Here is a 25,189-nt window from a genome sequence, read left to right as displayed (position 1 = left end):
GTCCTCCTTCACCAACGCAGTTGCTCTCGTCCACAGAATGGATCAACCGGGCTGACCCCTGTAAACGGCGCTTCGCCAACCAGTCGCCGCACCGTCTCGCGCTGTACGGGTTCGATCGCGCTGTAAGCATTGACGCAGGTCATGACATGCGGCGCATCATAGAGATAATAGGGCTGTCCAAAGGACAGAAGCGCTGTGGGTATTTCCTGCGGCAATTGCGTCATCGCCTTGCGGTTCGACCCGTGAAGCTTGACAAAATCCAGGAAGATGCGCGACGCGCTAGGTGTCGCTTCCTGTCCGACCAGATACAGGACGAGATCGGTATCCTCCCGCGTGGGCCACTGTTCGATGTCCAGTATCCGCGGCTCAAAGCCTCGCGCGCGCAGTTCCTCCAGGAAGGGATCGTAGCTGCGCGACAGGGCGCCATCCCAGAAACTGAAGCCATCCTCCGCGATGATGACGACGCGGCGATGCTGCGCCGGGTCGAGCGGCAACAGGCTTTGCGTATCCTTGACCAGGGTGATGCTCTGGCCTGCCGCCTTTACCGCCACTTCGCCATGCGCCGGAGTCTGTAACGCATCGCGCATGGCGTCGAGCGGCATCATTCGGTCCGCCGGATTGACATCGTGCAGGCCAAGGCGGGCTTTGAGCGTCAGGATGCGCGTCACCGCTTCATAAAGTCGCGCTTCGGATAAGAGCCCTTTGCGCAGCCCTTCAAGCATGAAACCATGATCCCGCTCCGGCGCGCGGCTGAACAAGAACATGTCGCAGCCATTCTGGATTACCGCCGGGACGGTTTCCGACCGTTCCATCCAACTGGTAAGACCGCCCATGCCTGTGGCGTCCGAGACGATGAGCCCCTGGAAGCCCAGTTCCTCGCGCAGCAGCCGCTGGTTCAGCAGGCGGGATACGGTGGCGGGTTGAAATGCCTCTCGCCCTGCGTCCGGCATATGGGCACGAATATAGGCCGGGAAGGCGATGTGCGCAGACATCACCGTCATGACGCCTTCATCGATCAGCGATCGGTAGATTCGCCCGAACAGACTGTGCCACTCTTCAAGCGACAGCGAATTGACGCTGGTGACCAGATGCTGGTCCCGATCATCGATGCCGTCGCCAGGCCAGTGCTTAAGGCAGGCGGCAACCCCCTCCTCCTGAAGCGCGCGGACATAGGCGCTTGCCTGTGCCATGATGCGTTCCGGCTGCGATCCGAAGGATCGCGTGCCTACGATAGCGCTGCGGAAGGCACGGTTCACATCGACGACCGGTCCAAAGGACCAGTCATAGCCGAGTACCCGGCTTTCGCGCGCTACCAGACGCGCGATGGCCTCGGTTGTGGCGATATCGTCGCACGCGGCGATACCCATGATGTTGGGCACGGCGGTGGCGAAGGGATAGCTGATCGTGCCGCCCTCAATGTCGCCGGTAAAGATAGGCGGGACGTCAGACGTCTCGATTGCATGAACCGTCGCATTGCGGAACGCCGCCAAATCCGGGCTGGGAAAGCGGTTGATCCCACCGGGTTTCAACGACAGCAGCGGTGTCAGTTCCTCGCGGCTGTCCTGCGAAGTCGAAAAAATGAAAAGCTGCCCCACCAGCTCCTCGACGCGCATGGCATCGCGAGTCCGCTCCACCCACTGACGCGCCTGCGCATCGATGTGGAGCGGATCGGCCGTCGCCTCGGTCATGTCGCTCATCCTGCGGTGCGCGCCGGCATGGCGATCAAGGGGAGAAAGGTGGGCATGGTCATCCTTGATGCGGGGAAGAAGGAGGCCGGACGGCAACCGCCCGGCCCCAAGGAAGGATCAGAAGCGGGCGCTGAAGATCGCTCCGAAATAGCGGCTGCTGTCCTTGTTGTAGTTGGCGACCAGATCCAGCGGGTTGGCGGTCGTCGACATGATCGAATTGTGCCCGATGTTGGTCAGGTAATATTCGTCGAACAGGTTCTTCACGAACAGCGAGACGCCGTAGCGCTTGTCTGCCGTGGTGATGCCGACGGTGGCATCGACCAGCGTATAGGCGGGCTGGACGGTCAGCGGATCAAGCTCGGCCGTGAAGTTCTGTGCGCTGGTGAAATTGGCGCTGATCTGCGCGAAGGCGTTGAAGCTGTCGCCTTCATAGTCATAGCGCGGCGTCACGCCGACACGCCAGTCAGGGCTGGCCTGGAGCGCGCGGTTGCGCAGATTCTGGAGCGGCGCGGCGCCGGCCGCAGTGCGGTAGCAGATGTTGATCGGCGTGCCGGTCAGCACAGGCGCTGCCGCCTGCAACTGAATCGGGCAGTTAAGGCCGTCGATGTTGATGCGCGACTGCGCATAGGTCACGGCGGCATTGACGGAAAAGGAGTCGGACGGGCGCAGTGTCGCTTCGATTTCGAAGCCGCGGCTGCGCGACGAACCGGCGTTGGTGGTCACGAACTGGACAACGCCGGTGGCGGGATCGGACCGGTTGGTCTGTACCTGAAGGTTAGAATAGTCGGCCTGGAACAACGCGGCCGAGATGCTGAAGGTGCGGTCGATGGTGCTGCCCTTGAACCCGATTTCATAGGCGTTCACATGTTCGGGCTGGATGGCCTTCTGGTTGGCGAGGTCGCCGCTGATCTCCATTTCATAGCCCAGCCCCTTATAGCCGCGCGTGTAGCTGGCGTAGAGCTGCGCATTGCGGCTGAATTCATATTGCAGGCCAGCCTTGCCGGTCACCGCCATATCATGCGCAGAAAAGCTGCCGCTGACCGGCGGATTGGCCGGGAAAATGGCGTCGCCGGCAACGATCGGGGCGATGCGGGTGCCGCTGTTCGTGCCCTTTTCATATTGCACGCGAATCCCGCCGATCGCGCGCAGGCCGCCGACGATGCGATAGTCCGCCTGACCGAAGGCGGCGATGCTGTCCTGCACCAGCCGGATGCGGCTGGCCGACGATTGCCAGACGATATTCGCATTCGCGCACGGCTGCCCCACGACGCCAGCCGTGCAGCGCGCACGGCGACGGTCGAACGGGCGCAGGATGTAGCTGTGCATATAGAAGGCGCCAACGACATAGTTGAGGTCCGACGTGCCGTTATTGCCGATGCGCAGTTCCTGCGACCAGGCCTTGAGATCGACCTGCCCATGATTCTGGTTCCAGAAGGTATAGGGTGCGAACGCTGGCGTGCCGAGGAAGATGGGCGAAGTGGCGGGAATGCGGTCGATCGGCTGATTGACGTCCAGCTCATATTTCTGGAACGCGCTGATCGAGGTGACGGTCGCGCTGCCCAGGTCCCAGTCCGCCTGGAGCGAATAGGTCTGCGCCTTGCTGTTGGCGTAGGTGTCAGCATCGTCGGCGATCTGCCGATTCTCGCGCGAGGCGGAGATCGGTCCGACGAGCGACTGGAGCACGGGGTTGCGGATCTGGATCAGCGTCGAAGCGCAACAATCCGCGTCCGTCTTGCGATATTCGCCTGCCAGCAGGAAGGTCAGGCTTTCGGTCGCATCCCATTCGAGCTTGCCGCGCACGCCCCAGCTCTTGCTGCCGTTGACCCATTTGTTGGTCGTAATATTGCGGGTGATGCCCTGCACGTCGCTGTAGAAGCCCGACACGCGGGCGCGCAGCGTGTCGGAAATCGGACCCGATACGGTGCCGCGCGCGCGATATTCATTATGTTCGGCAATGGTGAAGTCGCCCTTACCCTCGAACTCGCGCGAGGGACGGGCGGTCGTGACGCTGATGACGCCGGCGGACGCATTCTTGCCGAACAGCGTGCCCTGCGGACCGCGCAACACTTCGACGCGCTCGACATCGGCCAGTTCCGAAAATCCCTGCGCGGAGCGGACCGCAACGACGCCGTCAACGACCACGGATACGGAAGGCTCGACCCCCTGGCCGAACAGGGCTGTACCGATGCCGCGAATGCGGAAGCTGGTGTTGGTGGGGTTGGCGCCCTGCTGGAACGAAAGCGACGGCACCGCCTGCACCAGCGAGTTGGTGTCGTTGATCTGACGCGATTCGAGCGTGTCCGAGCCAACAGCCGTGACGGCGAGCGGCACATCCTGAAGCCGCTCGGCGCGCTTTTGCGCGGTGACGACGATGTCGCCCGGCGCTGCTTCCGGTGCTGCCTGGTCCTGCGCCTGCCCCGGTGTTGCGATAAGCATCGCAGCGAGCGCGACGACCGAAGCGGACGATATCTGCGTAAATTTCTGGCTGGCCATCCCGGCTCCCCTCCCTGAAACTCTTTTTGTCGGTACGACGATGCGCCCTGTATCTGCGCCATCTGAATTTACCGCTACATTGGATAGTGAAGGTTTGTCAATCTGCTTTGGAACGTTCTCACAGTCCGGGCGAGAGCGATGCAGTTCCGCCACACCTATCTTCAATTCGACGCAAACATCTTCTTTCCGCACTTAGATCGCGTTGGCATCGCAATATATTGACACGAGCGACAACAGGGTCTTTTGTAGCGTTACATAGACGAGAGGGTGAATGATGGGAGAGTCGGCACGGCAGGACGCATGGCCCGCACCGCGACAGGCATGGTTTGCAGCCATCATGCTGGCTGCCGCTAATACGCTTGCCTTCGTTGATCGTCAGGCTTTGGCCCTGCTGGTCCAGCCAATCAAGGACGATCTCCAGGTGAGCGATACGGCCATGAGCCTGCTCTATGGCCTCAGCTTCACCATGTTCTACGTGCTGGTTGGCATCCCCGTGGCGCGCCTCGCGGATCGCGCCAACCGCCGCAACATCGTCGCTGCCGCGATTTTCATCTGGAGCCTTGCAACCGCGCTATGCGGTGTGGCGCGCGGCTTCGGCATGCTGTTCGTTGCCCGAATCGGCGTGGGCGCGGGCGAAGGCGGTCTAAGCCCGGCCGCCTATTCCATTCTTTCCGATTATTTTCCGAAGGAAAAACTGCCCGCCGCCATGGGCGTCTATCAGATGGGTATCTATGTTGGGGGTGCGGCAGCGCTGCTGCTCGGCGGCCTGCTTGCCAGTGTCGTGCCGCCCGCCAGCATCGTTGCCGTGCCGCTGATCGGCGCAGTCAAGGGCTGGCACCTCGTCTTCCTGATGCTGGGCATTCCCGGCCTGATCCTGTCGGGTCTGATGCTGCTGGTACGCGAACCCCCGCGCATGGGCGAAGGCGGGCATCAGCCCAGCCCGCCTTTCTCTCAACTGTTCGCCCATGTCGGCCGGCATTGGCAAGCCTATGTCGGGATCAGTTGCGGCTTTGCGCTGATGATCCTCGTCGGTAACGCGACGGGCGCGTGGATTCCCGCCTTCCTTGAGCGCAAGTTCGGCCTGACGACGGCGGAGATTGGCGGGCTTTATGGGTCCATCACGGCGGTCTGCGGGGTCAGCGGCACGCTGATCGGTGGGTTTGTCGCCACGGCGCTGCGACGGCGCGGTATCGCGCGTGGCAATCTATACGCGGCGCTGTTCGGGTTCACCTGCCTCATCCCCGTGACTATCCTGTTCCCGCAAATGCCGACGGCTGCGCTCTCGCTCGCGCTGATCGGCGCGATGAACTTCTTGGCCGGTTTCAATTTCGGCGGCGGTTTGGCCGCGTTGCAGGAAATCACCCCCAACCGCATGCGCGCGTCGGTATCGGCCGGCTACATGCTGATGGTGAACCTGATCGGTGCGGCGGGTGGGCCATTCGCCATCGCGCTGGTCACCGACTATTGGTATGGCGATCCGCAATCGCTTCCCGACGCGATCACGCTCGTCTGCGCCATTGCTTCACCCCTTTCGGTGGCCGCGCTGCTGCTGGGACTTAAGGGCTATGGCCGCGCCATCGCGCCCGCCGCAGCCTGACGCAGCCTTTCCAGGGAGGTTCCCCATGCCCCGCCGATCCCGCCGCCTTCTGTTCGCCGCGATCCTCGCCACCAGTGCCTTATCCTTCGGGCTGGCCGGTTCCGGCGCGACAGGCGCTGCAGCCCCCCGATCCTCCGGTCGCGCCATCGCTCCGGTTGCAAAGGGTAAACCCAACATCGTCGTCATTCTCGTCGATGACCTCGATTGGGCGGATGTCTCGACCTATGGCCGCAGCGATGCGCCGACGCCCAATATTGACCGGATCGCCCGCAGCGGCGTCGCGTTTTCGGACGGCTATGTCGCGGCTTCGGTCTGCGCCGTCAGTCGCGCCGCGCTGCTGACCGGCCGGATGCCGCAGCGTTTCGGCTTCACCTACAACATCAATGACGAGGGCGATCCGGGCGCGGGCCTGCCGGTAGATCAGAAGACGATCGCCGATCGGCTGCGACTGCGGGGCTATCGCACGGCGGCGTTCGGCAAATGGCATCTGGGTGCGGAGCCACAATTCTACCCGACACGTCGGGGATTCGACGAGTTTTTCGGCTTCCTCGCGGGCGAAACCAACTATGTCGATCCGGCGACGCCCGGCATCGTGACGACGCCGACGAAGGCAGATAAATATCCCATCGGTCCGCGCTCTGGAAACCACGCCATGGTCGAAGGACCGGACGCTAGCCCGGCGGACGATTTCAGCGGATACCTCACCGACCAGATCACCGGTCGCGCCGTCGACTTCATCAGCCGTGCGTCGGCGGAAAGGAGCCGGCCCTTCTTTGCCTATGTCGCCTACAATGCGCCACACTGGCCGCTTCAGGTGCCTCGGGCATGGTATGACCGGTTTGCGCACATCAAAGATCCGGTGCGCCGCACCTATGTCGCGATGATAGCGGCGATGGACGATGGCGTGGGCAAAATCCTCGACACGCTGGAACGGCGAGGCCTGCGAGATGACACGATGGTCGTCTTCCTTTCGGACAACGGGTGCCCGCACCGCTTCGGCTTCTGCAATCCCGACCATCCCTTCGGCGCCGGCAAGTTCACCTATCTGGAAGGCGGCACGCGGGTTCCCTTCATGCTTTCCTGGCCCGCGGGCATGAAAATCCGGGGGATCAGCGCCAGCCCGGTGTCGTCACTCGACATCGCCGCCACGATATTGCGCGCGGCTGATCCCGAACAACCGCTGCCCCGCGAACTGGAAGGTCGCGATCTCGTTGCGACCGCCCGCCGGCCACAGCCCAATCGGCTGTTGGTTTGGGGGCAGGAGCCGGTTTATGCCGCGCGGCAGGGCGACCGCAAGCTATGGCTCTCGCGCGACTGGAATCAATCGCACCTCTATGACGTTAAGCGCGATCCGGCCGAAACCCGCGATCTGTCCGGCAGCGATCCGGTTGGTGCCCAGCGTCTCGGCACCGCGATCGAGCGGTTCCGCACAAGCCTGCCCGCCCCCCTTTGGAAGCTGCACACGACCCGCAAGGTAACGGTCAACGGGCGTGAGACGGAGATGGTCTACTGATGGCAAGGCCCCCGTTTTTGCGATCGTCCCTGCTTACCGGCCTGTCGCTGTTCGCCGCAGGGCTGGTCTCGTCTTCTTTGTCCGCCAGTGAAGTAGCCAAGCCTCGGCCTGACATCATCCTGATCGTGCTGGACGATGTTGGCTATTCGGACATCGGTGCTTTCGGCTCCGAAATCCGCACGCCCAATATCGATGCGCTCGCGATGGGCGGTCTTCGCTACAATCATTTCGACAGCAAGGCGGTCTGTTCCCCGACCCGTGCCTCGCTGCTGACCGGGCGCAATCCGCAGACGGTGCGCATGGTCGACCTGCCGGCGCAAAAGGTCGATCCGACGGATCTGACCCGCGACCGGGGGGAGTTGCCGGCCAACGCCAGCACCATCGCCCAGGTTCTCAGGCGCGCGGGCTATGCCACGCATGGATTGGGCAAATGGCATCTCGCGCCAGAGGATGAAGACGGATCGCCCGGGCATAACGGCTCCTGGCCGCTTCAGCGGGGGTTCGACGACTTCTACGGCTTCTTCCTTGGCTGGACCGATCAATATCACCCGGACCTGATCGAGGGGAACCAGCGGCTGCCCAAGCCCGACACGCCCGGCTATCATTTTTCCGCCGACATTACGGACCGCGCGATCCGTGCGCTGGATGCTGGCAAGAGCAAGCCTCAATTTCTCTATCTCGCCTATGGCGCGGGCCATGCGCCGATCCAGGTGCCCCGTGCCTATATCGACAGCTATGACGGCGTCTACGCCAAGGGCTGGGACGCCCTTCGCGAGGAACGGCTGGCGCGGCAGAAGGCGTTCGGGATCATGCCATCCCACGCGAAACTGACGCCGCGCGCCGATGGCGACCGTGCCTGGAGCGACCTCACACCAACCGAAAAGATAGTGTTCGCGCGGTTCATGGCGACCTATGCCGGCTTCATCACCCATACTGACGCGCAGATCGGCAGGCTGATCCAGCACCTCAAAAATACGGGCCGGTTCGACAATACGCTGGTCGTCCTCGTCTCCGACAACGGTGCAGCATCGGAGGCCGGGCAGAAGGGCGCGTTCGATGTCATGTACAAGCCTAACCGGCTGACACCCGATCAGATGCTGGCGCGCATCGACGAGCTTGGCACCGACAAAACGCAAAGCGAATATCAACGTCCCTGGGCGTGGCTCGGCAGCACGCCTTTCCGCCGCTACAAGATCTGGCCGCAACTGGGTGGCGTGCGCACGCCCATGATCGTCAGTTGGCCGCGCCGGGTCGGCAATCCGGGAAGCGTCCGCCCGCACTATGTCGATGCCGTGGACATCGCGCCTACGCTGGCCGCGGCGGCCGGCACCGCTTTTCCCGCCGCACTGGCCGGAAGAGCGGAAATCCCGGTAGCGGGGCGAACCTTCCTGCCCACCATCGGCAACCCGTCCGCTCCGCCCCCACGCACCGTGCAATATTTCGAGCTGCGCGGTAATCGCGCGATCACGCAGGGCAAATGGCGGGCGATCGCCGTCCATCCCCGCGACGGCGATTTCGACAAGGATGTGTGGCAGCTTTACGATACGCAGGCAGACCCGTCCGAAAATCACGACCTCGCAGCCGTGATGCCGGCGAGACTGAGGGCGATGCAGGCGCTCTGGTGGCGGGAAGCACGCCGCTTCTCCACGCCCGCGCTTGCCGAGGCACCTAAAATCTACCGCTACCGCGAACGGTTTGATGGCAGCGGCGATCGCACCCCGCCTCCGCCTGGTCGGGAATAGACCGGTGGCGCATATCCCACATCAAAAGGACAGGAACGTGCCGAACAAGACCAACTGGGCCTCTACTCTGCGTCGCGCGATGACCGGGGCGGCCTGCCTGGTCGCCTGCGCCGTCGTACCCTCAGCGCTGGTTGCCGCCGCGCCCAAGCCTGCGCTTGCCGCCGCGCCGGCGCAACAACAGCGCCCGCGCAACATCATCTTCGTGCTTGTCGATGACCTGCGCTACGACGGCATGGGCTTCCTCCAGCCCGGTCTGATCAAGACGCCCAACATCGACCGGATGGCGAAAGAAGGCAGCTACTTCCCCAACGCTGTCGTCACATCATCCCTGTGCAGCCCCAGCCGCGCGACAATCCTGACAGGTCAGACCGCCCGCAACCACGGCATCGTGGATAACAATGACAGTAGCGAAGCGGGCCTCACCTATTTCCCCGGCTATCTGCAACGATCGGGCTACAATACCGCTTTCTTCGGCAAATGGCATATGGGCAGCGAAACGGACGGCCCGCGCCCCGGCTTCGACAAATGGGTGAGCTTCAAGGGACAGGGCAACTACTGGCCGGCGAAAGCGGAGAGCGCCCATAGCTCCCCCAACCTCAATGTCGATGGCAAGGCGGTGCCGCAGCAGGGCTATATCACCGATGAACTGACCGACTATGCGATGAACTGGCTGCAAAAGGAACGCGACCCGGCCAAGCCATTCTTCCTCTATCTAAGCCACAAGGGCGTCCATTCCGACCCCTTGCCCCCGCCGCGCTATGCCCGTCAATATGACCGCGCGAAGTTCGCACTCCCCGCCAGCGCAGCGGACACACCCGCGAACAGCGAAGGTAAGCCGGTCTGGGTACGCAACCAGCGCAACAGTTGGCACGGCATCGACTTTTTCTACAATGCCGACGTGCCGATGACGGATTATCTCAAATATTATTACGGCACCCTGTCTGCGATCGACGACAGCCTCGGCCGGATCATGGACTATCTGCGCCGGAACAAGCTCGACAAGGATACGCTGGTCGTCTTCACCTCCGACAACGGCTATATGGTCGGCGAACATGGGCTGATCGACAAGCGCAACGCCTATCAGGCGTCGGTGCGCGTGCCTCTGGTCGTATGGGAGCCGGGCACGATCCCAGCTGGCGTGGTCAATGAAGGCCGCATCCGCAATCTCGATTTCGCGCCGACGTTCCTTGACGTGGCCGGGGTCGCCCGCCCCAGGCAGTTCGAGGGCCAGAGCGCATGGCCGCTGTGGGAAGGCAAGCAGGCGGCCAAGGACTGGAAGCCCGGCGACTTCATCTACGAATATTATTGGGAATATAATTTCCCGATGACGCCCGGCACCTTCGCGATCGAGCGGGATAATGTGAAATATATCCAATATTATGGCGTCTGGGATACGGACGAACTGTACGACCTCAACACAGACCCGGACGAGATGCACAATCTTGTCAACGATCCTGCCTGGGCGACAAAGAAGCAGGAATTGCGCGTGGCGCTCTATCAACAACTCGCCGATCGCAATGGCCGCCATGTCATCCCCTACAGCGCGCGCCTGTCCATCGGTGCGGTGCGGCGCGATGTCGGTGGCAAGCATGCCGCTGACTTCCCCGCCGACTGGTATGTGAAGCCCAATCCCGCGGACCGGCTTGACCCCATCCTGCCAGACAGCCCGGCGAAGCTAAAGGCGCAGGCCGTCGGCAAGCCGCTCGTCCATACCCCACCCCTCAAGGATGAACTGACCCGTCAGGTCGAAGGAGCCGCCAAGCCATGACCCATGAGATTTCCCGACGCGCAATTCTGGGGTCGGCCGCCGGTCTGGCTGCCGCCGCTGGATCGGGCGCGCTTGCGAAGTCCGCGAAGGGCGAGCGCCCGAACATCCTGTGGATCGTGAGCGAGGACAATAATCCCTATGTCGGCGCCTATGGAGACCGGCTGGCGCGCACGCCCACCATCGACGGGCTGGCGAAAAAGGGCCTGCTCTTTCGCCACGTCTATTCGAACGCGCCGGTATGCGCACCGTCACGCTTCGGCATTCTCACCGGCGTCTATCCCGAAAGCTGCGCGCCGGCGAACCAGATGCGCGCGATTGGAAAACTACCAAAGGATTTCCGCACCTATCCTGAACTGATGCGCGGCGCGGGCTATTTTTGCACCAACAATGCCAAGACCGACTATAATTGCGATGTCGATCCGGCGGCGATCTGGGACGGGCAAGGCAAGGAAGCGCACTGGCGGGCCCGTACCGACAAGACCCAGCCCTTCATGGCGGTGTTCAACTATGAAACCACGCATGAATCGCGCATCTTCAAGCCTGTGCCGGGCCGCGTGACACCTGACATGGTGACGCTGCCCCCCTTCCTGCCCGACAGGCCCGGCATCCGGCAGGATTTTGCCAGCTACTACAACCTCATGGAGAAGATGGACGGCCAGTTGGCTGAACGTCTGGCCGAACTGGAGGCAGATGGCCTCGCCGACAACACCATCGTGTTTCATTATTCCGACAATGGCGGTGTCCTCGGCCGCTCGAAACGCTATTGCTATGAGGAGGGGCTGCGCTGCGAGATGGTCGTCTATGTGCCGCCCAAATGGCGGCACCTGATGCCGGCCGCGCCCGGCAGCGAGATCACCACCCCCGTCAGCTTCATTGACCTAGCCCCCACCGTGCTGTCGCTCGCCGGCGCGGTGCAACCACCGCAGATGCGCGGCACGCCGTTTCTGGGGCCCAAGGCGCGACCGCAGGCGCTGGCCTTCGGGATGCGCAACCGCATGGACGAACGCATCGACTTCCAGCGCACGGTCACCGACGGGCGCTGGCGCTACATCCGCAACTATATGCCCCACCGTCCCTGGGGACAGCATCAGGCGTTCGAGTGGCTCGCCAAGGGCTATCAGGACTGGGAGCAGGCACATATCGACGGCGGGCTCAATGCCGTGCAGGACCGCTTCTTCCAGACCAAGCCATTCGAGGAACTGTACGATCTGTCCGCCGATCCGCACGAAATCCACGATCTGGCGCGCGATCCGGCCTACGCGGCAACTTTGTCGAAGTTCAGCCGACTGCTGGACAAGCATATGATCGCCATCAACGACAATGGCTTCCTGCCCGAAACCATGGCGGGTGAAGGCTGGGGACCGTCGCGCGATCCCAAACTCTATCCGCTCAAGGACGTCATGACCCTCGCCCGCGTGGCGGCGGCGGGCGGCGAAGACGCCCTGCCGCGCCTGAAACAGGCGCTCACCAGCCCGGTGGAGGTCATCCGCTACTGGGCCGCGATGGGCCTTGTCATTCAGGGTCAGGCCGCCCGCGCCATGCAGTCTCTGATGGCGGAGCGGCTTGCGGCCGACCCGTCGGCCCATGTCCGCATCCAACTGGGTGAAGCGCTGGCCAAATGCGGCGAGACCGACCAATCCGTCCCCGCCCTGATCGGCCTGTGCGACGCGACCTATCCCTGGCAGGTCCGCCTCCACGCCATCAACGCGCTGACCTTCATCGGCGACGCCGCGAAGCCCGCGCTGGCGGTCGCAACCGCAGCCAGCGATGACCGTAATGGCTATGTCGCGCGCGCCGCCAAATATCTGGAACTGCGGCTTACGGGCCGTTATGCCCCCACCGTCCCCACTTTCGACATGGAAGCGATGATGGCGCGCATGAAGGCTGGCGGCGGCCCGGACTGAAGAAGGAAGCATGGGCTTGACAGAGGGAATGCACTGGATCGACGGCGGAACGTTCCAGATGGGATCGGACCGCTTCTATCCTGAGGAAGCCCCTGTGCGCACCGTGCGCGTCGATGGGTTCTGGATCGACGAAACGCCCGTTACGAACAGGGACTTCGCCGCCTTCGTGGCGGCAACCGGCCATCGCAGTTTCGCGGAAATTCCCCCCGATCCGAAGGACTATCCCGGCATGGATCCGTCGCTTGCCGTCGCCGGATCGCTGCTGTTCCAGCGGACTGCCGGGCCGGTCGATCTCGACGACTACAGCCAGTGGTGGACGTTCAGCACCGGCACCGACTGGCGGCACCCCCACGGTCCCGACAGCAGCATCGCCGGGATCGAGGATCATCCGGTGGTGCATATCGCCTATCAGGATGCGGAGGCCTATGCGAAATGGGCGGGCAAGAGCCTTCCGACCGAAGCCGAATGGGAATTTGCGGCACGTGGCGGACTGGATGACGCCGACTATGCGTGGGGCAATGCGCTTGCGCCGGGGGGGACGATGCTTGCCAATTACTGGCAGGGCGCATTCCCCTATGGCAACACGCTGGAGGATGGTTATGAGCGCACCTCTCCTGTGCGGACATATCCCGCCAACGGCTATGGCCTCTACGACATGATCGGCAATGTCTGGGAATGGACCGCCGACTGGTATGGCCAGCCCCGGATCGAGCGCAAGGGCAAGGGAAGCTGCTGCGTCCCGGCCAATCCGCGCGGCGCGACGAAGCGCGAAAGCATCGATCCTGCCACCCCCGCCGTCGTCATCCCGCGCAAGGTGCTAAAGGGCGGGTCGCATCTATGCGCCGCCAATTATTGCCAGCGCTACCGCCCCGCCGCGCGCCATGCGCAGGCGATCGACAGTTCGACCAGCCATATCGGCTTCCGCTGTATCATGCGCGCGCGTTGATGCCGCATCCGGCTACGGCTCGCCTGACCTCAAATCTGCGCATCCCGAACGGAGTACATGCCTTTGTCGTCTTGCGAGACGCTGACAATAATTTACGCGTTGTGATCGTAAGAGGTGGTCCGAATGGTGACTATGTAGGGAATTATCTTTCACCAGCCTCCGCAAGTTCTTCTGGCTCATCTTCCTCCCGCAGCAGCAGTTCATCCGCTAGCAGTTCTGGTATATCATCAGGAACTTCGGCTGAACGATCGCAAGGCAGCAGTAGTCGAGCAAGTGGAGGTACTGGCCTTCAACTGGTAGCTGAGACTCAGCCGGTTAGGACCAGCACGGATCGCGACATATATGGCGCGAGCAACACCGTAACCTTAGGTTCTTCAACGGTATCAGGAAACTTCTCAGACATCGTTGCATCTGCGAAAGGTTTTACCGATGCGGTTAACAATGCTGGCCTAGATTATCGCCTGCTACAGCAAAACTCCAATTCCGTTGCTGGAACGGCATATGAACAACTTACAGGACAGCCACGACCTGACAATACGGGCCTACCACTTCCAGCATATCCGGTTAACCTCTGTGAGCGCGGCGTTAAATGCTAATAAGATGGTTAGCGATTATGATGCTCCCTTTTCCGTGCGCATGTAATGCAACTGAGGGTGGCAAGGACAAGGGTAGTCCTCTAATGGAAAGTAAATTGTTCACCTCTAACAGTCATACTTATACTGATATTGATGAGCTAAAAAATGCTCTGGATAAAAACACTTATCCTTACGAGATTATTGACCATGATGGAAATAATTTAAATGTTTCTAGATTAATTGAAATTTGTAATAAATCGGATAGAAAAATTTCTGTGTACATAGTGATCAATGATGGAAACTCAAATTTATTTCAGAGGTACAAGATAGTTGACTTGTGCTCTAAAGAAATAATTGTGCTTAAAGATTTTGGATACAAGAACCCTTATCAATAATTATTTTCGATTCTGATAATAAAATGTGATTTTTTCTAGCGTTATCTCTGTAGATTGCATTTTTGTCTGACATATATCCATTCATCACCTTCAAGAAATATAGATAGATTTGGTATGATAGACCTGACGCGGCGTTCTTTTGTCTTGAGCGGCGCTATGACTGCACTTGCTATCCCTTGTCATACATCCGGGAAAATCCCCGAAACGATTGGACATGTTGTTTCGTCCATTCTCACATCAGCTATCGATAAAAGCTACCTCCAGTCGAAGCTTTCCCTTGATGCGTTAATAGCGCCCACGCCATTGAGCATTGGCCGCGAGATTGCCGTGCTGGCCGATGCAGCGAGGCAAATGGCAGGTCCTAGTCCAACTGACCCGTATAAGGTCGCCGCCATTCGAAAGGCCATCTACGATAGTGGCCCATGGAACGGCAATCGGCCATTCAGCTACGATCAGGCGGACCCGCTGGGGATGATAGTCGAGAACAAGCTGCTCGCGACCTATCTGGCGACGCGGCTGGGCAATTGCGTCTCGATGCCCGCATTGTTCATGATCCTTGCCGAGCAGACTGGATTGAACGCAAGCTTCGTGACAGCGCCTCTTCACGTTTTTGTGCGCTTCACTCACCCTGAGCGCGGGCCGACAAATCTTGAACCAACGAGCGGTGCTCATGTTGCCCGGGACGAATGGTATAGGACGACTATGCCGATTACCGACCGGGCTATTGAAAGCGGCCTCTACATGCGCGCCCTCACGAAATCGGAGGGCGTTGCGCTGCTGGCGACAACGGTGCTGGAGTATCTGGACCGGGAGAACCGCCAGCAAGATATTGTCGAGGTTGCTGACGTAATCCTTCAAGCCAATCCGCGCGATGCACTGACAATGGTGAAGAAGGGGACGGCCTTCGGTAAAATGATGCAGGCGGAATTCACGAATAAATATCCTACGGTGGAGTCCATTCCCGCGACGCTGCATCAGCGCTACCAGATGCTTGCGGATTTGAACCGCAAGGCCTTTGAAGATGCCGAAAATCTCGGCTGGCAACCGATAGAGTGAGTTGCCTTCAAACTGACGCGATCCAATCAGCGGGAATTGGTCGTCATCAATGGGCGAAACGATTGGTCCAGGTTCAGTGCAGGTAGAAACCGGAGCGCGTCCTTGCCAAATGCGAAGCGCATTTCGAGAAGCATCGAGAAACATGGATTGCTCGGCGCTACGGCGAACTGCTGTCGAAGGAGGGCGCGCAGCCAGCGTTGCGCCCATCATGGGCGCAGGAGGATCGCAAGTCGCATCTTTATCGCGCGGCGACCTTCATGGTGAATCGCAAGCAGCAAATGCGCATGCGGAATATCCGCGAGGCCGGATACCGAACGGGGCTGGATAGCTCCGCTCGCTATAGCTGAGGCGATGTGTCTAACCTGATTTCGATTGTTGAAGGAGGCCGCCAAAAACGCGGAAAAATATGCGCACTTCCGGCCACTATGATTACAAAGCTGCATCGAATTCTGGTGAAAATATCATGTTACCCTTGAACCCTCTCCCCATCTGGGCATAAATCAGCTCGTCGTTCCGATCTTGATCGGTAGGAGCGGCCCGCAATGTGCGGACGAACACAGGTCCTCGACTTCGGTCGGGCGGCCTGCCGAATATAATACCTCCGGGGAATACGCAGGGCGCGTGTTCACCTGTGTTCGACGTGCGATCAACCGTCCCGACTGCCGGGCGGCGCGGCGAACACGGGGACATGACGCTTATGGAAGTGCTGATAATTCTCGCCGTGCTTGGCGGCGTGGTCGCCATCTTGGCTAATTCGAAAGGTTTCGATACCTTCGGATGGTTTTTGTACGGGGCGCTGTTGTTTCCGATCGCATTGGCCCATGCGTTGGTAAAGCCACCTATTGATCGCAGCCCCATATCGCCGAATCAGACGGACAAGAAATGTCCCCAATGTGCCGAACTCATCAAGGTTGAGGCCGTGGTCTGCCGCTATTGCCAGAATCGTGAATTTCCGCCGGTGGAACCGGCTTTGGTCAGCCGGATGCGGCATCAGCCGACTACATGGCAAAGGCTATGGTGGAATCCGCACGATGATCGCCGCAGGTAGATACACTTGAACCTGAAACAGAGTGTGGGGTCAAATGTGGGGGCGCTCCAGCGCCCCTTTGAATTTGAGCAACTAATTCAGCTTATTAACGGGGAAAGTTGGCGGAGACGGAGGGATTCGAACCCTCGGTGGCCCCTTAAGGCCACGACGGTTTAGCAAACCGCTGGTTTCAGCCACTCACCCACGTCTCCGCACGAATTTGCCCACCTGGACAGGAGAGCAATGGCTGGAAGGGGCTATAGCGAGGGCTTTTCGGCATGGCAACGGTCCCGCGTGACGTTTTTTGCCTCCTGACGGACAAATCGGATTCGTTCCGGCCCGGAATCGACTCAGGTCGCCGTTCGTTCATTGGCCTTTCAGCTTCGGACGGGATAATCGCGTCTTTGGTTTCATAAGCGGCATGTGCGGGGAGTATCGGGCGATGATCGGGATCAAGGGGCGCATCACGCGCATGACGGCGCTGGTCGCGGCGCTGGCGGGCATGGCGCTGACGCCGCTCGCCGCCTCCGCGCAGGTCCGCACCATCGATCCCAACAGCGCGATCGATTCCGATCTCGCCCCGCCGCCGCCCGCCACCAGCACCCCCACCGATCCGGGCGTCGATGCCAGCGTCGGCGCCGATACGGGCACGGGCACGGGCGCGGCAAGCGACAGCGGCACCTACAGCCCGCCGCCCGCCGGCGGCAGCACCGCCACCGGCGCGCCGGTGGCGGCCAACTCCCCGCCCGCCGCGCTGCCGCCCGCCGAATCCTATCAGGAAGATGACCTGATCGGCGCGGCCGAAGGCGTGTTCGGCAAGGGGGCCGAGGGCCTGGCCGGTATCATCGAAAAGGTGCTCAAGGACCAGGGCCGCCCCAATGCCTATATTTCCGGGCGCGAAGCGTCGGGCGCCTTCGTCGTCGGCCTGCGCTACGGGTCGGGCACGCTCAACCACAAGGTGGAGGGCAAGCGCGAAGTCTATTGGACCGGCCCGTCGATCGGCTTCGATGTCGGCGGCAATGCGGCCAACACCTTCGTCCTCGTCTATAATCTCTACGACAGCCAGGATCTCTACCACCGCTTCCCGGCGGCGGAGGGCACCGCCTATCTGGTCGGCGGCTTCACCGCCTCCTACCTGCGCTGGGGCAATGTCGTGCTGATCCCGATCCGCCTGGGCGTCGGCTATCGGCTGGGCGTCAATGCCGGTTACATGAAGTTCAGCGAAAAGCGCACCTGGCTGCCTTTCTGATCGATTCGCCCCTCCCGGTCACGGGAGGGGCAGCGCGACTTGCGCGCGTCGCGCGTCGGTCGCAGCGGGGTGGGCATGGCGCTTTCCTACAAGCCCAGCGCCAGTTGCGCGCCCGGCTCGTCGCCCTCGTCCTCCCCCTCCAGATTATGCACGCCCAGCCCCAGCAGCCGCGCCCCCATGCGCAGCGGCAGTTGCGCGACCAGCAAGTCCCGCCCGGCCTGGCGCAGCAGCTCGGCCGACCGCACCGGCGCGGCAAAGCTGCGGGATCGGGTGATGATGCGGAAATCGGCGAACTTGACCTTCAGCACCACGGTCCGGCCCCATGCCTGCGCCTTCTCGATCCGTCCCCAGAGCGTGTCGGCGATCCGCTCGATCTGCGCCACCAGCGCCGCCTCCTCGACCAGGTCGTCCAGGAACGTGTCCTCCACGCTCACCGACTTGCGCCCCTCGCGCTCGCGCACCGGCCGGTCGTCCTCGCCCCGCGCCGCGCGATAATAATAGTCCGCCGCGCTGCCGAAATGCGCCGACAGGAACGCCATGTCCCGGTCGCGCAAGTCCGCCCCCGTCTCGATCCCCAGCGCCTGCATCCGCTTGGCCGTCACCGGCCCCACGCCATGGATGCGCCGCACCGGCATCGCCGCGATGAAGGCGGCCCCTTCGCCCGGCGGCACCACGCACACGCCGTCGGGCTTGTTCTGGTCCGACGCCAGCTTGGCGATCAGCTTGTTGTAGGACACGCCGGCCGACGCGGTCAGGCCGGTTTCCGCGCGGATCATCCGCCGTATCTCCTCGGCAATGCGGGTCGCTGACGCCATGCCGGGCTTGTTCACCGTCACGTCCAGATAGGCTTCGTCCAGCGAAAGCGGCTGGATCATGTCGGTGAAGCGACTGAAAATCTCGCGCACCTGTGCCGACACCGCGCGATACACCTCGAATCGCGGCCGCACGAAGATCAGGTCGGGGCACAGCCGCCGCGCCCGCGCGCCGGGCATCGCCGATCGCACGCCGAACCGCCGCGCCTCATAGCTGCACGTCGCCACCACCCCGCGCGGCCCGCCGCCGCCCACCGCGATCGGCAGGCCGCGCAGCGCGGGATCGTCGCGCTGTTCCACCGACGCATAGAAAGCGTCCATGTCGATATGGATGATCTTGCGCACGGCCGGGTCCATGGCCTGCTTTATGCCATGGACAGGAACGAAAGGGAAACGCTGGTGTCAGCTTTCGCCCCCGCTTTCCCCCTTCTCCTTGAGCGCCAGCAGCGCGGCGAACGGACCGGCCTGGTCCTCGCGCAGCACGCCTGCTTCCTTCAGATAGCTGTCGGCGTCGGGCGCGCGGGGAAAGGGCGTCATCGCCAGCGCGACCGTCTCGGCCACCGCCTCGCCCATGTCGATCACCTGTCCGTCATAGCCGATCGTGTCGCAATCCTCCGCGTCCAGCTCCAGCTCCTCGCCTTCGGGAACGCCCTCGCCCTCGACCACGAAGCGCAGCAGGAAGTCGCTGTCGATCTCCTCGTGCACTGGTGTCCCGGTCGCGACGCAGGGCTGGGCCAGCGTCGCGCGCACCCGGCCGCGCGCCATCACCGCGCCATTCTCCTCGGTCAGGCCATAGTCCGCCTCCAGCCGGTCGAGCGCCAGCAGCCCGAACCGCCGGGCCAGCGCCGCCCGCTCGGCCGCATCGGCGGCGATATGCGTCTGCGCGGTCATCCGCTTGATCTGGTCGACCTTCACGGGACGCGAAAATTCCACCGGCATGCTCATCCCAGATCCCCCGCCAGCAAAGCGTCGCGCGTCAGGCATCCCATCCGCGTCCAGCGCGCGCGCAAGGCGCCCTCGACATGCGCGACCGCTTCGTCGCCCACCGGCGCGCCGCGATACAGGTTGCGGCGCAGCGCCTCGGCCAGGTCGCCCCCCCCGGTCAAGGCATCGCGATAGGCGCTGATCCGGCCGCCCAGCGCGCTCATCATCCGGCCGATATGCTTGCCCACCACCACGTCGCCCACGCCTTCCTGCCGCAACTGCCCGTCCATGTCGTCGACGAACACTTCGGTCAGCCACACGCTGTCCTGCGCCGCGCCCTGCTGCTCCAGCCGGATCAGCGCCAGCGCCAGGATCGCCACGATCATGTCGAACCGCCCGTCCAGCGTGTCGGGCACGGCGCCCTCGACATACCAGTGCGGCTGCCGTCCTTCACCGATCACGGCCTTGTATAGCGGACGCAATCCCTCCCGCGGGTCGGTCCGGTTGAAAAGGCGCTGGAAGAAGGAGGGGGAGGAGGAAGAGGAAGAGGAAGGCATCGGGCTTCGGCTTTTTTTCAGACGGATCGAGCGGCGGCACGCCGCCCGATGCTTTGCGCCCCTTGCCGGGGCGCGCGCATTTCCATATTGATCGCTGCGTCGCCCAATGCAATGGCGACTTACGGTTTCTTGGGTTCGCGGGACATGCCCCCGCAGGAGAAGTTCATGCTTCAGTTCAGCCGCCACTCCCGCCGCGGGCGCGTGATGATCGCCATCGGCCTCAGCGCGCTGCTGCTTGGCACGTCCGCCTGCACCCGCATCCGCACGCACCAGGGCTATCAGGTCGACAAGCTGCTGGTGGATTCGGTCCAGCCCGGCATCGACAACCGCGCTTCGGTGGAAGGGACGCTGGGCCGGCCCAGCTTCGTGTCGCAATTTGGCGAGCAGGACTGGTATTATGTGTCGCGCAACATGCGCTCGCTGGCCTTCTCCAACCCCAGGCCGGTCGACCAGACGGTGCTGCGCGTGCGGTTCGACGCGGCCGGCAATGTCGTGGCGGTCGATCGCATGGGGCTGGAACAGGTCGCCAGCATCTCGCCATCGGGTGACAAGACCCCGACACTGGGCCGTCATCGCAGCCTGTTCGACGAGATTTTCGGCAATATCGGCGCGGTTGGCGCCGGTGGCATGGGCGGCGGTGGCGCCGGTCCCAATGGCGGCGGCCCCAACGGCAGCTAGAGCATCGTGGGCAATAATAGCATCCGCTTTGAGCTGGGCTGGCCGCCGGCTCCGCCAAGAACGATGCGAAAAGGAAAAAACTGGAGCGCGCGGCCCGCGTCCGATTAAGCGCAGCGTGCTCCAGGGCATCGTCTGGAGCGGGATGACATCAGCTTGGCCCGCTCCGCGCGCAAGGACGAAGCCTATCTATGCCGATCCGTCCTGACATCCGATGACGTAAATGGGCTTCGCCATTGTGTCGCCGTGCGCGCGGCGCCGGTTCCATCCGCGTCCTGCCGACCTGAAACCCGCTGCCCGGCACCGGCTCATATCCCGGCCCGCTTTTCCGCGATGCGCAGGCTCAGCAGGTCGAACAGCCACAGCACGATCTCGATCGCGCCTTCGGGCACATCCTTCAACAGGTCGGCATACAGGGCGTCCAGCCGCGCCTCGATCCGTTCCACCAGCACCTGTCCGTCCGGGGTCAGGCGGATGATGTTCGCTCTTTTGTCGTCGGGCCGGGCGCTGCGCGTCACCAGTCCGGCGGTCTGCGCCTGATGCAGGGTGCGGACCAGCGACGGCTGGCTGATGTCGAGCGATTGGGCCAGTTCCTGCTGCTGCACCGTACCGCCCAGCCGGTGGATATGGATCAGGCACCAGGCGGCGCTGGCCGACACGCCCAGGTCCGCCAGCGTCTCATCGGCCAATTGCCGCCAGGCGCGCGCCACCGGCGCCATCCTGTGCGCCAATGCGCGTTCGGGTTCGGGAAGGGGTATATTCATTGCTTAGCTAACTAATGAATTATGGCAAAAGCGATCAAGCTGTTCCACTCGCTGTTCCACTTTGCACCCGGTTATCGCCCTTGCGGGCGCGGGGAGGCCATCCACGCCTTTGTCCATGGATGGCTCGGCCGCGCCCGCAACGCCGCCTGCAACGCCATTGTGTCGCGGCGTCTTAGCTCCGCCGCGTGCCGTTGAAGGCCGACGCGCCGAACGCGCCCAACTGCATCGTGCCGGTGATGGCGTCACCCGTCACCTGCGCCTCGCATTCCAGCGTCATCGGCATCGGCATGGTCATTTCCATCTTCCAGGTCAGGCTGGTCCCGTCGACCTTGCCGTCGACCACGTCCAGCGACCCCATCATGCCGGCAAAGGTGCCGTTGAAGCGGTCGCCGCTGCTGATGACGGTGAACACGCCCTTCTGGTCGCCCATCGGCGTCTTGGCCACGCAATCATAAGCGCCATCGACACTTGCCATATCCAGTCTCCTTTACGTTGGCGTCAATCAGCCAATGTTCCCATTTCCACCGGCAGCCCCACCGCGTCAAGCTGCGGCCGCACCAGTTTCGCGTCGCCCACCACGACCCAGATCAGCCGGTCGGGATTGATCGCCTCGCGCGCCGCCTTGTCCATGTCGGCGGCGGTCATGGCGCGATAGACTTTGGGCAGCGTCTCGTAATAATCGTCGGGCCGGCCGACCAGGCTGTTGCGCATCATCGCCGACATCAGATCGGACGATGTTTCGAAACTGCCCGGCAACGACAGGATCTGGCCGTTGATCGTCTGGTTGCGCTCGGCCTCGGTGGTGCCCTTGGTCGTCAGATATTCCTTGATATCCTGCCGCGCGGCGATGATCGATTCGCCGGTCTTGTCGGTCTGCACCGGGGCATAGACCAGCAGCGGGATCGTCTCCTTGACGCCGGGCAGCGTCGTCCCCGCGCCATAGGCCCAGCCCTTGGTTTCGCGCAGGTCCATGGTCAGGCGCGACGTGGTGCTGCCGCCCAGCACTTCATTGGCGGTCAGCAGCGTCACCGGATTGTCGGTGCCCGCCTTGCTGGTCAGCACCCCGCCCAGGATCATCGACTGCGGGCTTTGCGGCTTGTCGATCAGGATGATGCGCGACGGGCGCATCATCCTGTCCATGCGGAACAGCTTGGCGCCTTTCGCGACGGCGGGGGCCTTCCAGTCGCCAAAGCGCTTTTCCAGCAACGGCATCAGTTCGCCCAGCGTCGTGTCGCCCGCCACGAAGATGGTCGCATTGTCCGGGCGCAGCCATGTGTCATGAAATGCCGTCAGGTCCGCCCGCGTCGCTGCCTTGACGCCGCTTTCCGTGCCGGACCCGGTGAAGGGAATGCCATAGGGGTGGGCTGGCCCATAGAGCAAAGGCGGCAACATCCGCTGGGCGATCGACATCGGCTCGGTCTTTTCCGACTTGATCCGGGTCAGCATCTGCCCGCGCAGCCGTTCGACCTCGGCAGGGGCGAAGGCCGGATTGCGGATGATATCGGCCAGCAGGTCCAGCGATGCGTCCAGATTGGGCTTCAGCGCGAACAGGCCGACAGAGGTGCGGTCCATGCTGTTGCCGGCGTTGATCGACGCGCCCAGCCGTTCCTGCTCCTCGGCGATCTGCACCGACGACCGGGTCGTCGTGCCTTCGCGCAGCAGCGCCGCGGTCAGCCCGGCCGTGCCCAGCTTCGCCTTGTCGTCGGCGGCATTGCCCGCGTCGAAGGCGACCGACACGCGCACGGTCGGCACCGCCGCCCGCCGCGCGAACACGACCGGGATGCCGTTTTTCAATGTCGCATGTTCGACAGCGGGAAAGTCCAGATCCTTGACCGGCTCGATCGGCGGCTCGGCGATCTTCGTGGGGGCAGGCGGCGTCGCCGCGACCGGCGCGGCCGCATCGGGATCGCGGAAATAGGCCGGCCTGTGGGTCGCGTTCCCTGCCAGCGCATTGTCCGCCGCGCTCCGCTCGCCGGGCGCGACCGTCAGGCGCAATACCGGCCGCCCCAGCCATTTGCGCGCCGCCGCCGCCACCGTTTCGGGCGTGGCTGCGGCATAGATGGCCAGGTCCTTCTTATATTTGGCCGGATCGTCGGAATAGACCGCCCCCTCGGCCAGCGTCACCGCCTTGCCCGAAAAACCGCCGACCTTTTCCAGCCCCGCAATCGTGCCGGCGGCCTGCCCGGTCGCGGCGCGCAGCACCTCGTCGGCGCCCGGTCCCTTGGCCAGATAGTCGGCCAGCAACTGGTCCAGCCGCTTGCCCACCGCCACCGGGTCCGCGCCCGGCTTCACGTCGACCGTGATCTCGGCCAGGCTCAGCTTCTCGAACGGCTGGATGCTGGCCTTGACCGCCACTGCCACCTTCTCGTCACGCACCAGCGCATTGTCGAGCCGCGACGAGCCAAGCCCGCCGAACACCGTCATGGCCAGGTCGAGCTGCTGCAACTCCGCCGAATTGACGCCCGGCACCACCCAGTTGCGATAGAGGCGGGTGGCCGCGACATTGTCGTGCATCACCACTTCGGCATCCTTCGCCAGCGTCGGCACGCTCGCGTCCACATCCCTGGGGGCGGGGCCGGCGGGAATATTGCCGAACCACTTCTCGACCTTCGCCTTCGCCGTCGCCATGTCGATGTCGCCGGCCAGCACCAGCACGGCGTTGTTCGGGCCATAATGGGTCTTGAACCACATCTGCACGTCGGCCAGGCTGGCCGCGTTCAGGTCCGCCATCGAACCGATGGTGCTATGGCGATAGGGATGCCCTTCGGGCAGCAGGGCGGCAAGCTGGGCATATTCGACCAGGCCATAAGGCTCATTCTCGCCCATCCGCTTTTCATTCTGCACCACGCCACGCTGGGTATCCAGCTTGGTCTGGGTGACGGCGCCCAGCAGATGGCCCATCCGGTCGCTTTCCAGGAACAGCGCCCGGTCCAGCGCGCCGGTCGGCACCGTTTCGAAATAATTGGTGCGATCAAACCAGGTCGTGCCGTTCCAGTCGGTCGCGCCGATATCCTCCAGCCGGCCAAAGAAGGGGCCGTCGGCATTTTCCGAACCATAGAACATCAGATGTTCGAACAGATGGGCAAAGCCGGTCTTGCCCGCCGGTTCGAAGCGCGATCCGACATGATACCAGACCGACACCGCCACCACCGGCGCCTTGCGGTCGGTGTGGACGATGACGCGCAGCCCGTTGGCCAGGCGGAACGTCTCATAGGGAATATCGACCTTCGCCACCAGGCTGGAGAGCGGCGCGGGGGCGAGGGCGGCGCTGGTCGCCGCAAACGCCTGCGTCATCGGCGTCAGGGCGATGGCGGACAGGCCGACCAGCAGGGACAGGCGGCGCGATAAGGGGGAAAGGGTCATGAAGGGCCTCTGGCAAGAGCGACGGACCATGCGGTCAGGGGTGAACCGCGACAGACCCGCACCATAGCGGGGCGTGATAGCCGTGCAATACGCTTGTGCGACGACCCGTTCGCGCCGAAGCTGCCCGAAGCGCGGGGATAA

18 protein-coding genes and 1 tRNA gene are annotated in these 25,189 nt (G+C 62.8%); 10 read left to right on the top strand and 9 right to left on the bottom strand.

Features of this window, described 5'->3' with window-relative positions:
- Positions 1-8: 8 nt before the first annotated feature.
- Complete coding sequence (locus Q4610_RS12005) at positions 9-1,688, bottom strand: glycoside hydrolase family 3 protein (protein ID WP_304536185.1); 1,680 nt, start codon at positions 1,686-1,688, stop codon at positions 9-11.
- 117 nt (positions 1,689-1,805) lie between these two features.
- The gene (locus Q4610_RS12000) at positions 1,806-4,181 is read right to left on the bottom strand and encodes a TonB-dependent receptor (RefSeq protein WP_304536184.1); all 2,376 of its coding nucleotides are present in this window, start codon (positions 4,179-4,181) and stop codon (positions 1,806-1,808) included.
- 337 nt (positions 4,182-4,518) lie between these two features.
- On the opposite strand from Q4610_RS12000, the gene Q4610_RS11995 reads away from it, so the two are divergent.
- The 8 genes from Q4610_RS11995 to Q4610_RS11960 all read left to right on the top strand — a co-directional run bounded on the left by Q4610_RS11995 (position 4,519) and on the right by Q4610_RS11960 (position 16,725).
- The gene (locus Q4610_RS11995) at positions 4,519-5,778 is read left to right on the top strand and encodes a spinster family MFS transporter (protein WP_304536183.1); all 1,260 of its coding nucleotides are present in this window, start codon (positions 4,519-4,521) and stop codon (positions 5,776-5,778) included.
- A 25-nt stretch (positions 5,779-5,803) separates the two neighbouring features.
- Positions 5,804-7,291 carry a sulfatase family protein gene (locus Q4610_RS11990; protein ID WP_304536182.1) on the top strand — a complete coding sequence of 496 codons (1,488 nt, stop codon included), beginning with the start codon at positions 5,804-5,806 and terminating at the stop codon, positions 7,289-7,291.
- Positions 7,291-9,033, top strand: a complete 1,743-nt coding sequence (locus Q4610_RS11985) for an arylsulfatase (protein WP_304536181.1) — start codon at positions 7,291-7,293, stop codon at positions 9,031-9,033. Before Q4610_RS11990 ends, Q4610_RS11985 begins: the two co-directional genes overlap by 1 nt.
- A 79-nt stretch (positions 9,034-9,112) precedes the next feature.
- Positions 9,113-10,801, top strand: coding sequence for a sulfatase family protein (locus Q4610_RS11980; RefSeq protein WP_304536292.1), 1,689 nt, complete (start codon positions 9,113-9,115; stop codon positions 10,799-10,801).
- Entirely contained in the window at positions 10,798-12,705 is a 1,908-nt protein-coding gene (locus tag Q4610_RS11975; RefSeq protein WP_304536180.1) for a sulfatase-like hydrolase/transferase, read from the top strand. Before Q4610_RS11980 ends, Q4610_RS11975 begins: the two co-directional genes overlap by 4 nt.
- A 28-nt stretch (positions 12,706-12,733) precedes the next feature.
- On the top strand, positions 12,734-13,651 hold the full coding sequence (locus tag Q4610_RS11970) for a formylglycine-generating enzyme family protein (protein WP_304536291.1): 918 nt from the start codon (positions 12,734-12,736) through the stop codon (positions 13,649-13,651).
- 1,084 nt (positions 13,652-14,735) lie between these two features.
- Positions 14,736-15,677 carry a transglutaminase family protein gene (locus tag Q4610_RS11965; protein ID WP_304536179.1) on the top strand — a complete coding sequence of 314 codons (942 nt, stop codon included), beginning with the start codon at positions 14,736-14,738 and terminating at the stop codon, positions 15,675-15,677.
- A gap of 688 nt (positions 15,678-16,365) precedes the next feature.
- Entirely contained in the window at positions 16,366-16,725 is a 360-nt protein-coding gene (locus Q4610_RS11960; protein WP_304536178.1) for a hypothetical protein, read from the top strand.
- A 99-nt stretch (positions 16,726-16,824) separates the two neighbouring features.
- Here the strand turns inward: Q4610_RS11960 and Q4610_RS11955 are convergent.
- Positions 16,825-16,916: transfer RNA gene (locus Q4610_RS11955), tRNA-Ser, on the bottom strand.
- Positions 16,917-17,146: 230 nt separating this feature from the next.
- Between Q4610_RS11955 and Q4610_RS11950 the strand changes: the two genes are divergently transcribed.
- The gene (locus Q4610_RS11950) at positions 17,147-17,953 is read left to right on the top strand and encodes a DUF1134 domain-containing protein (RefSeq protein ID WP_304536177.1); all 807 of its coding nucleotides are present in this window, start codon (positions 17,147-17,149) and stop codon (positions 17,951-17,953) included.
- Between the two features lie 86 nt (positions 17,954-18,039).
- On the opposite strand, the gene dinB is transcribed toward Q4610_RS11950, so the two are convergent.
- The 3 genes from dinB to Q4610_RS11935 are packed head-to-tail and all read right to left on the bottom strand — an operon-like array spanning position 18,040 to position 20,246.
- Positions 18,040-19,122 (bottom strand): DNA polymerase IV, encoded by a 1,083-nt coding sequence (dinB, locus tag Q4610_RS11945; RefSeq protein WP_304536176.1) that lies wholly within the window; start codon positions 19,120-19,122, stop codon positions 18,040-18,042.
- A 45-nt stretch (positions 19,123-19,167) separates the two neighbouring features.
- Positions 19,168-19,710 (bottom strand): YceD family protein, encoded by a 543-nt coding sequence (locus Q4610_RS11940; RefSeq protein ID WP_304536175.1) that lies wholly within the window; start codon positions 19,708-19,710, stop codon positions 19,168-19,170.
- Complete coding sequence (locus Q4610_RS11935) at positions 19,707-20,246, bottom strand: ubiquinol-cytochrome C chaperone family protein (protein ID WP_304536174.1); 540 nt, start codon at positions 20,244-20,246, stop codon at positions 19,707-19,709. Before Q4610_RS11935 ends, Q4610_RS11940 begins: the two co-directional genes overlap by 4 nt.
- 165 nt (positions 20,247-20,411) lie before the next feature.
- On the opposite strand from Q4610_RS11935, the gene Q4610_RS11930 reads away from it, so the two are divergent.
- Positions 20,412-20,924, top strand: coding sequence for an outer membrane protein assembly factor BamE (locus tag Q4610_RS11930; RefSeq protein ID WP_304536173.1), 513 nt, complete (start codon positions 20,412-20,414; stop codon positions 20,922-20,924).
- Positions 20,925-21,229: 305 nt separating this feature from the next.
- Here the strand turns inward: Q4610_RS11930 and Q4610_RS11925 are convergent, their stop codons facing one another.
- From Q4610_RS11925 to Q4610_RS11915, 3 genes are all read right to left on the bottom strand, one after another.
- Complete coding sequence (locus Q4610_RS11925) at positions 21,230-21,685, bottom strand: MarR family winged helix-turn-helix transcriptional regulator (protein ID WP_336622868.1); 456 nt, start codon at positions 21,683-21,685, stop codon at positions 21,230-21,232.
- A gap of 172 nt (positions 21,686-21,857) precedes the next feature.
- The gene (locus tag Q4610_RS11920; protein WP_304536172.1) at positions 21,858-22,160 is read right to left on the bottom strand and encodes a hypothetical protein; all 303 of its coding nucleotides are present in this window, start codon (positions 22,158-22,160) and stop codon (positions 21,858-21,860) included.
- Between the two features lie 23 nt (positions 22,161-22,183).
- The gene (locus Q4610_RS11915) at positions 22,184-25,048 is read right to left on the bottom strand and encodes a M16 family metallopeptidase (protein WP_304536171.1); all 2,865 of its coding nucleotides are present in this window, start codon (positions 25,046-25,048) and stop codon (positions 22,184-22,186) included.
- Between the last annotated feature and the right edge of the window lie 141 nt (positions 25,049-25,189).

This window comes from Sphingobium cyanobacteriorum (assembly GCF_030580935.1).
GTDB lineage: Bacteria > Pseudomonadota > Alphaproteobacteria > Sphingomonadales > Sphingomonadaceae > Sphingobium > Sphingobium cyanobacteriorum.
Note: the sequence above shows the minus strand (reverse complement) of the source record. Positions and strands in the feature narration are given on the sequence as shown.